This is a genomic window from Pseudodesulfovibrio karagichevae (genome assembly GCF_041414475.1).
GTDB classification, from domain to species: Bacteria; Desulfobacterota; Desulfovibrionia; order Desulfovibrionales; family Desulfovibrionaceae; genus Pseudodesulfovibrio; species Pseudodesulfovibrio karagichevae.
In genome coordinates this window covers 1-13254 of the sequence record NZ_JBGLYH010000021.1, presented here as the reverse complement: position 1 = coordinate 13254, position 13254 = coordinate 1, and the positions used below count along the sequence as shown (strand labels likewise).

General features: G+C 61.1%; 14 protein-coding genes. 9 read left to right on the top strand and 5 right to left on the bottom strand.

The window, feature by feature from the left end:
- Positions 1–299: 299 nt before the first annotated feature.
- Positions 300–533, top strand: coding sequence for an LOG family protein (locus AB6M95_RS09055; RefSeq protein WP_371386415.1), 234 nt, complete (start codon positions 300–302; stop codon positions 531–533).
- Between the two features lie 99 nt (positions 534–632).
- Here the strand turns inward: AB6M95_RS09055 and AB6M95_RS09050 are convergent, their stop codons facing one another.
- Positions 633–1133 carry a flagellar hook assembly protein FlgD gene (locus AB6M95_RS09050; protein WP_371386414.1) on the bottom strand — a complete coding sequence of 167 codons (501 nt, stop codon included), beginning with the start codon at positions 1131–1133 and terminating at the stop codon, positions 633–635.
- Positions 1134–1333: 200 nt separating this feature from the next.
- Here AB6M95_RS09050 and AB6M95_RS09045 point away from each other — a divergent pair, with 200 nt between their 5' ends.
- Positions 1334–1807, top strand: a complete 474-nt coding sequence (locus AB6M95_RS09045) for a hypothetical protein (RefSeq protein ID WP_371386413.1) — start codon at positions 1334–1336, stop codon at positions 1805–1807.
- Here the strand turns inward: AB6M95_RS09045 and AB6M95_RS09040 are convergent.
- Positions 1747–2778 (bottom strand): IS1595 family transposase, encoded by a 1032-nt coding sequence (locus tag AB6M95_RS09040; protein ID WP_371386412.1) that lies wholly within the window; start codon positions 2776–2778, stop codon positions 1747–1749. The genes AB6M95_RS09045 and AB6M95_RS09040 overlap by 61 nt on opposite strands.
- A gap of 329 nt (positions 2779–3107) precedes the next feature.
- On the opposite strand from AB6M95_RS09040, the gene AB6M95_RS09035 reads away from it, so the two are divergent.
- A complete protein-coding gene (locus AB6M95_RS09035; RefSeq protein ID WP_371386411.1) occupies positions 3108–3854 on the top strand; it encodes a glyoxalase superfamily protein in 747 nt (248 codons plus the stop codon).
- 207 nt (positions 3855–4061) lie between these two features.
- On the opposite strand, the gene AB6M95_RS09030 is transcribed toward AB6M95_RS09035, so the two are convergent.
- From AB6M95_RS09030 to AB6M95_RS09020, 3 genes are all read right to left on the bottom strand, one after another.
- Entirely contained in the window at positions 4062–5672 is a 1611-nt protein-coding gene (locus AB6M95_RS09030) for an OpgD/OpgG family glucan biosynthesis protein (RefSeq protein ID WP_371386410.1), read from the bottom strand.
- A 249-nt stretch (positions 5673–5921) separates the two neighbouring features.
- The gene (locus AB6M95_RS09025; protein WP_371386409.1) at positions 5922–6641 is read right to left on the bottom strand and encodes a DsbA family protein; all 720 of its coding nucleotides are present in this window, start codon (positions 6639–6641) and stop codon (positions 5922–5924) included.
- A gap of 79 nt (positions 6642–6720) precedes the next feature.
- Positions 6721–8568: a bifunctional lysophospholipid acyltransferase family protein/GNAT family N-acetyltransferase gene (locus tag AB6M95_RS09020; protein WP_371386408.1), complete on the bottom strand. Its 1848-nt coding sequence runs from the start codon at positions 8566–8568 to the stop codon at positions 6721–6723.
- Between the two features lie 250 nt (positions 8569–8818).
- Here AB6M95_RS09020 and AB6M95_RS09015 point away from each other — a divergent pair, with 250 nt between their 5' ends.
- The 6 genes from AB6M95_RS09015 to AB6M95_RS08990 all read left to right on the top strand — a co-directional run bounded on the left by AB6M95_RS09015 (position 8819) and on the right by AB6M95_RS08990 (position 13069).
- Complete coding sequence (locus tag AB6M95_RS09015; RefSeq protein ID WP_371386407.1) at positions 8819–9253, top strand: bacteriohemerythrin; 435 nt, start codon at positions 8819–8821, stop codon at positions 9251–9253.
- Positions 9254–9421: 168 nt separating this feature from the next.
- On the top strand, positions 9422–9709 hold the full coding sequence (gene groES / locus AB6M95_RS09010) for a co-chaperone GroES (RefSeq protein ID WP_371386406.1): 288 nt from the start codon (positions 9422–9424) through the stop codon (positions 9707–9709).
- Between the two features lie 60 nt (positions 9710–9769).
- Entirely contained in the window at positions 9770–11422 is a 1653-nt protein-coding gene (groL, locus tag AB6M95_RS09005; RefSeq protein ID WP_371386405.1) for a chaperonin GroEL, read from the top strand.
- Between the two features lie 187 nt (positions 11423–11609).
- Complete coding sequence (locus AB6M95_RS09000; RefSeq protein WP_371386404.1) at positions 11610–12062, top strand: hypothetical protein; 453 nt, start codon at positions 11610–11612, stop codon at positions 12060–12062.
- A 212-nt stretch (positions 12063–12274) separates the two neighbouring features.
- The gene (locus tag AB6M95_RS08995; protein WP_371386403.1) at positions 12275–12844 is read left to right on the top strand and encodes a DUF2975 domain-containing protein; all 570 of its coding nucleotides are present in this window, start codon (positions 12275–12277) and stop codon (positions 12842–12844) included.
- A 9-nt stretch (positions 12845–12853) separates the two neighbouring features.
- Positions 12854–13069, top strand: coding sequence for a helix-turn-helix domain-containing protein (locus tag AB6M95_RS08990; protein ID WP_371386402.1), 216 nt, complete (start codon positions 12854–12856; stop codon positions 13067–13069).
- Positions 13070–13254: the final 185 nt, after the last annotated feature.

Here is a 13254-nt window from a genome sequence, read left to right as displayed (position 1 = left end):
TAACCATCAACTTGCGCAAATTGGCAAAAAAAACGTCCCGATCATCCCGTTGCCCTCATTCCTCTCGTCAGCCATTTTTTAAAATTTTACTCTGAGCATCTAGACTTGGAGGATTCATCTAAAAAGGAATTATGGGGATACCACCCTAATTCCCGCTGCCTTTGATATCCATCCCACCCCAGACCCTCCCCTTGCACCCAAAACGGCACTATGTGTGCGCTCGAATCCTCAACATGGACATTTGATTGCTTTTGATTTTGCTCCACACAAACAAATGGTCGGGATTGCCTCTCAAACATTTGACCTGGAACCAGCTCGGCTACCCTGCCAAGCCGTGCGGCCTGCTCGACGTGAACGGGTACTACGCCTGCCTGACCGACCACATGGACAGCATGGTCGCCGAGGGCTTCCTTCTGGCCGACCACCGGCGCATGTCCCTGACCAGCCCCGACCCCGGCGAACTCATCGACCGGTTCGCCGAATACGATCCGCCGTATGTGGACAAATGGATTGAATTGAAAAAGGGCCTCTAGACGGCAAGGCGTTCAGCATAGGTGTGGACCTATGCTGAACGAATAAACTAAATATAAAAAGTCGCACAATTCACAGTTTGTGCGGCTTGTTTTTTGGAACTATTTCCACCCTAATGCACGATTCAGATCAGTGATTGCACCATCTAACTGTTTGCCCCCTTTCTCGCACAGTTTTCTCCCTTTTTCATCCATCAGTTCATAGCTATCTTCAAGATTTGAAATTTGTTCCCGATAGCCCTTAAGTGATTGTTTTTGATAGTTTAAAATGTATAGGATTTGTTTTCCTTGCACACTCTCCGGTGCTTCGGAGAAGGCTAGAAATAGAAGTATTGTTTTCTCAATGGTCCCAACTGAAAACTGTAAATGAGATGCAAGCATCATGAGTGCCATACTTCCAGCCGCAATATTTGCTTTTTCAGCATCTTGCATGTGCTTATCCATGGCCTGTCCATACTCGCGAGAATAATCCCAGATTTCACTAGCGGTTTCGCCCACTTGGGATGCGCTTTCTTGCGCTTGCTTTAAGTCTTCAACAGCACTGGCGTGAGCAATGCTAGTTATGTGCAGAATAATAAGAACGGTGAATAGCAGTCTCTTCATTGGTTAGCCCCTAGAATGATTGGTGATTAGCTTTCCATTGACGGATGGATACTTAAAATAAAGAAATTCTGCAACTGTAACACCTTCGCCAGTTGAGAACTTAAAAAAACCCAGCAAGACATCTCGCTGGGGCGGCATTATGTAGGAGCCGCACAAGGCTCATCTTGAGATAGACCATGCCCTCGTCATACGATGGGGGCATGACTATTAGAACACGTAAATCGCCGGTATTGGTGGCCTTGTGCAGGAAGCGGTCGCAGCTTTCCAGTGAAATCATCGAACTGGAAGCCCAGCTTGAACGCAAGCGGAAGGAAGTCGAAACCCTTGACTGTACCATGGTCCTGTTGGGTATGGCCCGTGACGAAGAAATCGCCCGGCCCCGCAAGGTGTACACGATCCGTTTTGGCAAAGGGGAACTGAAACGGATGATCGTCGATATTCTGAAGGCCGCCAAAGATCCACTGACCACCCGACAGGTGACCGATGAAGTCCGGCGACGGAAACGGATGCTCCAGGACTACCGCAGACGCGTGAAGTGCGCTTTGACGCAGTACCGAATCACGGTCCAGGTCGGGAAGACGGAATCGGGCGAATCGCTATGGGTGCTAAAGGGTCAGGCCGCCAAGGCCAAGGTCGATCCCAAGCCGTCGTTGCGGCTGGTGCGATCCCAATAGCCCCGGAAACGAGGTTTCCCCCTCTCCAGGGAGAGCAGTTTGGTGATCATGTCGAAAGACGTCTCCCGGTTGTCGAGCCGTCGCATGTCTTCCCGGTAGGCGATTTCATTGGCGTACAAGTCCAGATATTCCACACTGAGGTGGTGGACCTGTCCCCGGACAAAGCGCCGGAGACGGCTGAAGTAGGATTCTGCCTGGTTGGTGTTCTCACCGCTCGGGCCGACAAAATGGATGTCGTGGTTGACTTGGGTATGGGTGAAGTACGCCATGAGATCCGAATAGGCGCTATGCTGGTCGGTGATGACTTCCGTTCCCCGCACGAGCTGTTGCTCCACGATATCCATGATGTCTGCGGCGTTCTCGGTGTCGATCACGAACGTCAGGGTGCGCAAGGCTCCCTCACGGATTTTTCCCCGCTGACGGAGCACCAAAATGCACCGGGATGGCTTCTTGGACCGCTTGGACTTTTCCGGGCGGTCTTCCTTCTTGTTGGCGAGCCTGGTGGACGGGTTCAGGTATGCCCCGTCGATTTCGACCTGGCCTGACCAAGCTTCGATATCTGGTCGTGCGGCGTACAGGGCCTCCCGCAAGCGGTGATAGAATACGTAGGCCGTCTTGTACTGGACGTTCATGTGCCGCATGAGTTGCAAGGCCGACATGCCCTTAACGGCATTGGCCAGAGCGACGATCCCGATCAGGATTTTCTTCAGAGGCAACTTGGTCGAAGCCAGCCAAGTGCCGCTGGTCAATGAAAATGTGTGGCCGCATCCCTTGCATCGCCACTGCTCTCTGGTCCTCAGGTAGTAGTGCGAGTCCACGCACCCGCATTTCGGGCATACGGGATCCCCGCCGGTCTCGGGCCACCGCAGTTCCTGGAACTTGGCGCGAACCGTTTCGGCATCCCACTCCGCGACTTCCGGAAGGGATATTTTGCGTGCCTGCGCTTCGAGCAGGAAGTGTTGACTGTGCATGGTTTCGACCTGGAGACTTCGATGACCATTGTATGACACAGTTTTTGAAAAAAGTCAATGATGGCAAAATGTTGTCGCAAGTTGTTGAAATCCCGGTGAAGAGTTTATCTTTCTTTTACAGGGTGTTGCTTTGCGAACGTTGGCGGGCGGCTGTCTTGACAGGTTGTGGATCGGGAGCTATTCTCCAACTTGGTATCGGCATATGCCTGCACGTCCACGTTGCGAAGCCTGAAAGCATTGCGTCACATCTGACTAAGTTCATCCTTCTGAATCAGCCAGGGGATGTTTGTGGACGGGCATTTCATTGGCGCAGATGAAGAAGGTGAATCATGCATCGTTTTGTTCCCAGAGAAGTTCAGGCCCTGAAGAAGCAAGCCAAGCGGTTGAAGCAACTATTGGGTTACTCGCACAGCCATGCGCTGGACAAGGTGGCCCAGCAAAATGGCTACACCAATTGGTCGCTTCTCCAGAAGCACGCCGCCGAAAAGGACAGCAGAAAAGATCCCGCCCGAGTGCTTGGAGTGTCTACTACCCCGGGTGGAATACGTGTTATCCGCGTGGCGGTGATCCGGTATGCCCCCGATCTTTACATGGATCGGCATGATCCGGGGCAGTTGATCTTCAGATGCCCTGAATGTAGGGATGTCCACTACCATGGGGCCGTGGATTGGTATCTCGGCGCTGGAGACGGCGACAGGGTCCCCCATTGCTCGAACCAGGAGGCAGATTACCACTTCGATCTTGTCGAAGTGCTTGAGCCCGCCTTTGCCGGCTTCTTGCCGCAAAGGATTTTGAAGCACTTCGCACCCCCTACGGCCGATGATCACATCAAAAGCTGGTTCGTGTCTCGCCATACCCCGGCCGTCGACCGCTCGCCTTGGAGCGGGAGGGAAGGTGGATACTTGTATCCCATCTATGAAGGGGCCTACGATATCCACGAGGTGCTGTGCGAAGCCTTCCCCTCGGTTGATGAGGACAAGTTATTCGAGATCGCCGAGGAATTGGAAGAAGACGGTCCCTGGATTACCGATGCGTTTCTTCACACTCTTGACGAAGAAGCGATGGCCGGGTTGTAGACAACATTAAAAAACAGCGGCTCACATTCCTGTGGGCCGCTGTTTTTATTGTGTTTGTGTTGTTCCTACATAATGCCGCGCTGGGGAAAAAAACCCCCCAACCTGTTGGCACAGTTGGGGGGTTTTATTTCCTTGGACAAAAAGTCCACACCTTTACCGAACGCCTTGTCTAGACGAGGCCCTTTTTCATTTCCTGTGTCCGGCGCCCTATTGCAGGTGCCCGGCGTTGTGCAGCTCTCGCTGGTTCGCCGGGGGCGGGCTCCACTGGTAGGTCCAGGTCTCGGACAGGGTCTTGCCGCCCGAGGTCAGGATCATGCGCAGGTTGATGGGGTTCTCGGTCTCGTCGGGCGGGACCAGGTCGAAGCGGACCCGGTAGCCGCCCGTGGCATGAAACGGCAGGACCGTGGCCAGCTCGACCTCTCCAGCCGAGGTTCTGATGGACGCCTTGACCTGGGCGTCCCTGGCCAGATCGGCCAGCGGGCCGCCCGAGAAGTCAACCACGAACCGCTTGCTGTAGCGCGTGCGCCGTTTGCCCACCGCGCCGCCCAGGCCGGTGAAGGTGTCGACCACGCGGGCCAGTTCCTTGGGCCCGGGCGAGGCTGTGCCCCAGTAGAGGTCATAGCTGTAGAGCAGTTCCTGGCCTGGCACCACGGGTTCGGCCGGGTGCCAGAAGGCCACGATGTTGTCGAAGGTCTCGTCCAGGGTCGGAATCTCCACCAGGTCCACCGCGCCCTTGCCCCAGCCGCCGCGCGGCACGACCCACAGGCCGGGGCGCTTGTCGTAGTACACGCCGTCGTCCTGGTAGTGGTCGAAGTTCTGGTCGCGCTGCAACAGGCCGAACCCCTTGGGGTTGTCGTCCATGTAGGTGTTGAAGCGCAGGGATCGCGGGTTGTTCAGGGGCCGCCAGAGCCACTCGCCCGAGCCGGTGTGCAGGGCCAGGCCGTCCGAGTCGTGGATCTCCGGCCGCCAGTCGTAGCCCGTGCGCCGGTCGTTCTCGCCGACCATGTACATGCTGGTCAGCGGCGCGATGCCCAGCCGCTCGATGGGCTTGCGCGGATACAGGGCCGCGTCCACGCGCATGGCCAGCGTGTCGCCGGGGGTGATGTCGAAGCGGTAGGCCCCGGTGACGCTCGGCGAATCCAGCAGCGCGTAGACCGTGGCCGTGTTGCTGCCCGGCTTAGGCCGCTCCAGCCAGAAGGCGGTGAAGGCCGGGAATTCCTCGGGCCGGGACAGGGCGGTGTCCACGGCCAGGCCGCGCGCGGACAGGCCGTACTGCATCTCCTTGCCCACGGCGCGGAAATAGCTCGCGCCCAGAAAGGCGACCACGTCGCGCACCCAGTCCGGGGAGAATTGCAGGCGAAAGCCCGCGAAGCCCATGTCCTCCGGGAGCCCGGCCGGGTCGATGCCGGACTTGCCGTAGTCGAACAGCCCGGCGTCGTAGGCGACCCGTTCGGCCTTGCCGTCATGCAGCGCATAGAGGGCCACGGGCCGCTTGAAGTACAGGCCCAGATGAAACAGCGTGGCCTGGAATTTCGAATCCCGGCCGCGCCACAGGGCGTGGTCCTTGTTGAAGTGAATGGTCTGGTACTGGTCCCAGGTCATGTTCGAGACCGCCTCGGGGATCTCGCCCTCGTGGTCGGCGTACGCCTGCCCGGCCAGGGCGCGGGCCCTGCCCTTGAGCACGGCGTAGTCGAAGGGTTCGGCGGACGCCCCCGCCGCGAACGCGCCGCCCGGCAGGACGAACAGCGCCAGGGCGATGAGCATGGCGGGCAGGGACCGCGCGCGGAGGGTGGGCAGGGGAATATGTGAAACGGCCATGGGGCTATCTCCTTGTCTTGAGGCGGCGCGTCGACCGCACCGGCATCGCGTCTTCCGGAAGGAAGATCGGCTGATGAAAGATATAACGATGATACGTGGTTGCCGCGTGCTTCATGGCATTCCGACAATTCCTCGGATAAACCGATGGTTTTCCTTCTATGGGAATGCCGAGGAACCTGCAAGCAAGTGCAACGGGGAAATCGGCGATGGCCTCGGGCCGCCCTCACCCGGGGATCGGCCGGAGCCCGCCTACTTGCACATCCGGGCTTCGTCCAGGACCTTGAGCCAGACGTCGGGGCCGAAGCCCAGGACCACCTTGTCGCCCGCCACCAGGATGGGCGTGCCGGGCAGATGGGCCGCCTTGGCGAGCATGGCGCTCTCGAGCACGTGGGGTTCGCGCTCCTTTTGCAGGCGCACGTACAGCCGTTCCATGGTCGTGTCCTTGAGCAGTTCCGGGAAGGCCTGGGTGAACTGGGCCAGGACGAGCATCCGGGCCTCCATGAGGTCCTGGGTCTTGGGCTGCTTCAGGCCGCTGTAGGCGAACTTGACCAGCTCCTGCAGACGGTCCGTGCCCGCCGCGTCCTCCAGGACCCAGGCGGCCATGTCCGAACCGATGAAGCTGCGGCGCGGGAAAAAGGAGAGCCGCAACTTGCCGTACAGCTTGGGGTATTCCCGCAGGAGCTTGTCGGCCAACCGGCAGTGCCAGCACAGGGGATCGGTGACCACGACGATGTCCAGGGAGCCTTCGCCGTGCAGCTCCACCACCGCGTTGTCGTACAGGGCCCGGAACTCGGGCGAGCAGCCGTCGGGCACGCGGGGCGCATCCGGGGCGGCTTCGTCGTTCTGCGCGGCCTGGGGGGCGGGCGCGGGCTCGTCCTTTTCGGGCGACAAGGCGTCCCCCTGCCGGCAACCGACGAAGAGGACCAGGGCGACTATCAACAGGGGCGTGAGGATCAGGTTCTTGCGCATGGGGCAATATATGCTGTTCGCGCCGGAAAGCCAAGCCCGGCACGGCCGGGCGGATGATCTCCCGCCGCCGGAATCCCGATCAGGCCGCCGCGTCGCCGATCCGGACCGGCTCCGCCGACTCGACCGGCACGGAACGGTTGGCGGCGTGGAACCGGGCCACTCCGTCGCGGCCCATGAACCGGGACAGGACCTTGGGATCGGACTTGAGCAGATCCACCAGGATGAGCCCGTCCATGCAGTTGCCGAAATCCGGGTCCATGTTGAAGCCGATGATCTTGCCGCCCAGCTTGAGGTACTGCTTGAGCAGCACCGGGATGGACCGGCCGTCCTCCACGTCGCGCACGAAGTCGGCCACGTCCTCGGGGTCGTCGAACACCCCCTCGGGCAGGGAGAAGTCCAGCCGCTTCAAGCGCTTGACCTTGGGCGGCCGCTTGGGCAGGGCCATGCGGGCCAGCTCGGGCAGGGAACAGTGGCGCTCCATGAAGCCGACGATGAGCTCGCGGGCGACCACGGAGTATTCGCTGGAGATGGAGACGCAGCCGAACAGCCGGGAGTACCGGGGGTTGCGGGCCACGAACTCGGCCAGCCCCTTCCAGAGCATCAGCAGCGGCTGGTAGCTGCGCTGGTACTTGGGGACCACGAAGGAGCGGCCCAGCTCCAGGGCGGGGCCGAGCCCTTCCAGGAAGCCGGGGCGGTAGTTGAACAGAGTGGAGGTGTACAGCCCGCCGGGTCCCTGCGCGGTCATGATCGCGTCGGTCAGGGCGAAGCGGTACGCCCCGGCCACCTCGCGCTCCCGGTGGTTCCAGAGCACCAGGTGGCGGTAGGTGTCGTCGAATTTGTCGATGTCCATGGCCCGCCCCGTGCCCTCGCCCACCAGGCGGAAGGTCTCCTCGCGGCGGATGCCGATCTCGCGCAGCAGCCGGGGAATCTCGTCGGCCCCGGCGTGGAACACGGTGAATTCGCCGTTGTGCAGCAGGACGTTGTCGTCGGGCAGGCTGGCCACCTCGGAGGCGAGGATGTGCTTGCCGCGCGAATTGGCGATGGGGTCCATGCGCCGTTGGGACTCGCGCCCCTTGAACTGGAAGCGCGGCTTGCGCTCGCGGCGCAGGAGGTAGGTGCGGAAGCGCAGGTAGTCGACCACGGCCTGGTCGCCGTCAAGCTCGGCCAGCTTGTCCTGGCCGATGACCGTGCCCAGGCGCACGCCGATGACGTCGCGGGCGGCGTGCTTCAGGTTCTCGTGGGGCAGGAGCACGGTGCGCAGCCGGGGGTGGATGAGGCCGAGCGTCTGGAACAGGCCGGAGTTGCGACCGTCGAAGAAGACCGGCAGCGCCGCGGCCCCGGTCTTGCGGATGATCCGCCCGATCATGGGGCTCCAGAGCGGGTCGCCCACGCGGCGCTTCTTGACCTTCAGGCTGGACACCTCGCCCGCCGGGAAGACCACCAGCATGCCGCCGTCCTTGAGCCAGCGCATGCACGCCTTGAGCCCCTTGATGTTCTTGCGCGAGGACTCGGCCCCGCCGAAGGGGTCCACCTGGATGATCAGGTCGTCCATCTCCGGGATCATGCCGAGCATGAAGTTGGCCATGATCTTGATGTCCGAGCGGACCTCGCGCAGGATCCGGACGAGCAGGAGCCCTTCGAGCACGCCGAAGGGATGGTTGCACACCGCGACCAGCGGCCCGGTGCGCGGCACCCGGCCGACGGGCTGGCCGTCCACCGAGAAACGCACCCCGAGCAGGTCCATGGCCTTGTCCACGAAACAGCCGTCGCACTCCCCCTTCTGCAGGGTCGAGTAGAGCGAGTTCAGCGTGTCGAGTCGGAGCACTTTGGCCAGGGGACGCCTGACCATGGAAAAAAGAGTGTGGCGGATAGGGTCGTTGAAGGGCGAATCCAGATTGAACAGCGGACCGGCGAGGCGATCTTCCATTTCCTTCCTCCTGATATGGTTGCCGGACTGTACGCCCGCCCGGCCGATGCTTCGCGCCGCCTGCATGACGATTTCGCGCTATTCGGTGACGTCTGTCTGGCGACTCTGTGACGCCCGCCGCCCCCCTCCCGCGACCGGCCGTGAGCGCCTCCCCCCCTTTCCCTTAAAAAAGCCCGGCGGGTACGTGACATGCTCCTGGATTCCCGGTATACGATGCCTAAAAAAGCAACCAGCGTTACAGGAGAAACGCATGTCAGCCAAACCGAACCCGGCCGGATTTTCCCCCGAACTCACCCTGGGCATTTCCGAACTCGACGCCCAACACGAAGCCCTTTTCGCCATGCTCGGCCGCATCGACGCGGTGTCGCCGGACATGTACCGCCAGCTCGACGACGACGAGACCGATGAGATGCTCGACATCATGAACGATCTCAAGGACTCGGTCATGCAGCACTTCAGCTTTGAGGAGAACCTCATGGACGAGGCCGACTACCCCGGGCTGGACGAACAGCAGGACGCCCACGAACGGTTCCTGGACGACATCACCCGCGTGGAGGCCGAGCTGATGAACGGCACGTCCGTCCCGCCGGTGAAAATCCACGGATCCCTGGCCGACTGGTTCGATGCGCACATCCGGGAAATGGACCTCCCTTTCGCAAAATTCCGCAAGGAATCCGGCAAGTAGGGCTCCCCTGGCCCCACTTACGCCGCAGGTTTCGGGCCCCGTCCGGAAGCGCGATTTTTTTTACCCGTCCGGGTTGACACCCGCCATGCCGTGTTTATGTAACTGCAAGCCGGGCGGTACCTGTCGTCCGGCGCAAAATTCGAAAATCCATTCTGGAGGTATAAGAGGATGAAATTGAAACCGCTGAATGACCGCGTTTTGGTCAAGCGTCTTGAAATGGAAGAGAAAACCGCGGGTGGCATCTACATCCCGGATTCCGCCAAGGAAAAGCCCATGAAGGGTGAAGTCGTGGCCGTGGGCCCCGGCAAGCTGGACGAAGACGGCAAGCGCGTGAAGCCCACCGTCAAGAAGGGCGACCTCGTCCTGTTCGCCAAGTACGCGGGCACCGAGATCAGCATCGACGGCGAAGAGCACTTGGTCATGCGCGAGGACGATATCCTCGCCATCGTCGAATAGCTCCCCCGCGGCACATTCCAACAAAACACCATTTCCAATTCTTTTTAAGGAGAATACACCATGGCGAAAGAAATTCTTTTCGATGCCAAGGCCCGCGAAAAACTGAAAGCGGGTGTGGACAAGCTGGCCAACGCGGTCAAGGTCACCCTCGGACCCAAGGGCCGCAACGTCGTGATGGAGAAGTCCTTCGGCTCCCCGGTCATCACCAAGGACGGCGTGTCCGTCGCCAAGGAGATCGAGCTGGAAGACAAGTTCGAGAACATGGGCGCCCAGATGGTCAAGGAAGTCGCCTCCAAGACTTCCGACGTCGCCGGTGACGGCACCACCACCGCCACGGTCCTGGCCCAGGCCATCTTCACCGAAGGCGTGAAGCTGGTCGCCGCCGGACGCTCCCCCATGTCCATCAAGCGCGGCATCGACAAGGCCGTCGAAGCCATCGTCGAAGAGCTCGAGAAGGTCGCCAAGCCCACCCGCGACCAGAAAGAGATCGCCCAGGTCGGCACCATTTCCGCCAACAACGACGCCACCATCGGCAACATCATCGCCGAGGCCATGAACAAGGTCGGCAAGGAAGGCGTCATCACGGTCGAGGAAGCCAAGGGCCTCGAGACCACCCTCGACGTCGTCGAAGGCATGCAGTTCGACCGCGGCTACCTCTCCCCCTACTTTGTCACCAACACCGAGCGCATGACCTGCGAGATGGAAGAGCCCCTGATTCTCATCAACGAGAAGAAGGTCTCCAACATGAAGGAACTGCTGCCCGTGCTCGAGCAGTGCGCCAAGATGTCCAAACCCCTGGTCATCATCGCCGAAGACATCGAGGGCGAGGCCCTGGCCACCCTGGTCGTCAACAAGCTGCGCGGCACCCTGAACGTGGTCGCCGTCAAGGCCCCCGGCTTCGGTGAGCGCCGCAAGGCCATGCTCAAGGATATCGCCACCCTGACCGGCGGCCAGGTCGTTTCCGAAGACCTCGGCATCAAGATCGAGAACCTGACCGTCAACGACCTCGGTTCCTGCAAGCGCATCGTCGTGGACAAGGAAAACACCGTCATCGTCGACGGCGCCGGCAAGCCCGCCGAGATCAAGGGCCGCATCCAGCAGATCCGCGCCGAGATCGCCGAGTCCACCTCCGACTACGACCGCGAGAAGCTCCAGGAGCGCCTGGCCAAGATCGTGGGCGGCGTGGCCGTCATCAACGTCGGTGCCGCCACCGAAACCGAGATGAAAGAAAAGAAGGCCCGCGTGGAAGACGCCCTGAACGCCACCCGCGCGGCTGTCGAGGAAGGCATCGTGCCCGGCGGCGGCGTGGTCCTGGCCCGTTCCGGCAAGGTCTGCGCCAAGGTCAAGGCCGCCGACGACGACGAACAGGCCGGTATCAACATCATCGCCCGCGCCGTGGAAGAGCCCCTGCGCCAGATCGCGGCCAACGCCGGTCTGGAAGGTTCCATCGTCGTGGAGAAGATCAAGGAAGGCAAGGGCGGCTTCGGCTACAACGCCGCGACCGACAACTACGAGGACCTGATCAAGGCCGGTGTCATCGACCCGAAGAAGGTCACCCGCACCGCCCTGCAGAACGCCGCTTCCGTGGCCGGTCTGCTCCTGACCACCGAGTGCGCCATCGCCGACAAGCCCGCGAAGGACAGCGCTCCCGCAGGCATGCCCGGCGGCATGGGCGGCATGGGTGGAATGGGCGGCATGGGCGGCATGTACTAAGCCTCCCCGCGCTTCTAACCTAGCCATTACCAACCGGCCCCGGTCTTCATTGACCGGGGCCGGTTTCCTTTTGCGCCTCCGGCCCCTGCCTTGTGTCCGAAACGCTTTTTTTCATCAGCCCTCTTGCGGCAATACAGAATCACGCGTATTCGAAATGCAGCATCCCCTCTTTCGCCAAGGAGGGACCATGCCTGCACCGTTTGCCTTGCGCCATTGGCTCGCCTGTCTCCTGCTCCTGATCGTCCCGGCCGTTTCCGGGTGCCCCGCCATGCTGGTGGTCTATCTCATCTCGTCCAGCGACGGCGACAACGTGACCATCACCGCCGAGATCCCGCGCAGCGCCGGGGACATCTACACCACCGCCGTGCGGATCGCCGGGGAGGACGGGGAAACCAACTACGCCGTGACCGAAAAGGACGAGGCCAAGCATTTCCTCCGGGCCGAGGCAAAGGACGGGACCTGGTGGTTCGAGATGACCCTGGTCCCGCTCGACGACCACGACACCCAGCTGATCATGGTCGGCGTCAGCCCCGGCGATGAGGACGAGCAACGCAATCGCGGCCTGATCGCCGTGGAGCGGATCTGCACGGACCTCGGCGTCCGGTACAAGGTCGTGGAAAACGACATGAACCGCAGCTGATCCGGACCGCATCCCCGCAACCGTCCCCACGACAATTCAAGACCGGCCCCGATCCGCACGGATCGGGGCCGGTCGGCCGTGCCCGCCGCAGAAGGCCCCCCGCCCCACCCACAGGCTGTCATTATTTTACAACACCGTTTCACATAAAATAGTTATTGACAAACGATGATTAATCATCGCAAAAGGGAATCACCAAACGCAAGGAGTTTCCCATGGAACAGCGTATACAAAGATTTGCCCGGGTGTTCCGGGCCATATTCGTAGCGGCGTTCGTCTTGAGCCCGGTGATAGTGGCCACCCTGTGGCTTTCCGGGGGAGAGGTTTTGCTCGGGGACGGCGGGTCAACCACGATCATCGGGCTGGTCAGGGACAACGTCAGCCTGGACGCGGCGCACGCGCCGGCGTTTCCGCTGCCCTGGGGCCAGCGCTGGCTGGGGCTGGCGGTCAGCCTGATCCCGCTGGTGCCGACCATGCTCTGCCTGTGGTGGCTGGCGCGCCTGTTCGGGCTGTTTTCCGCAGGTGAGATTTTCACCGGCAACACGGTCAAGTACATCCGCCGGACCGGCTGGACCATGCTGGCGGGCGTGATCCTCATGCCGTTCCACGAGGCCCTGCTGACCCTGATCCTTACCATCCACAACCCGCCGGGCGAACGCCTGATCACCATTTCGCTGGAGTCCGGCGACATCCGCGACCTGGTCATCGCCGGGATCATCATCCTGGTCAGCTGGATCATGGACGAGGGGCGCAAGCTGCGCGAAACCGACGAACTGACGGTCTAGGCGGGCGGCATGGGCATCATCATCGATCTCGACGTCATGCTGGCCAAGAAAAAGACCAGCTCCAAGGAACTGGCCGCCGCCGTGGGCATCACCCCGCAAAACCTGTCCATTCTCAAGACCGGCAAGGCCAAGGCCATCCGCTTCACCACCCTGGACGCCATCTGCCGGACCCTGGACTGCCAACCCGGCGACATCCTCCGCTACGACCCCGACGAGCCGGAGTAGAGATGCCTCCGGCGGCCGGGGGGAAGGGGAAGGAAAAACCTTTCGAGAAAGGTTCTTTTGTGCAACCGGAAACATGGGTAACACTTCTGCCCGGGTACATGGGTAACACTTTTATTGTTCGTCCACCGGTTCCGGGGGCCTGATCAGGCCCCCGGAACCGGTGGCGGGCAGGACGCCGAGCAGGA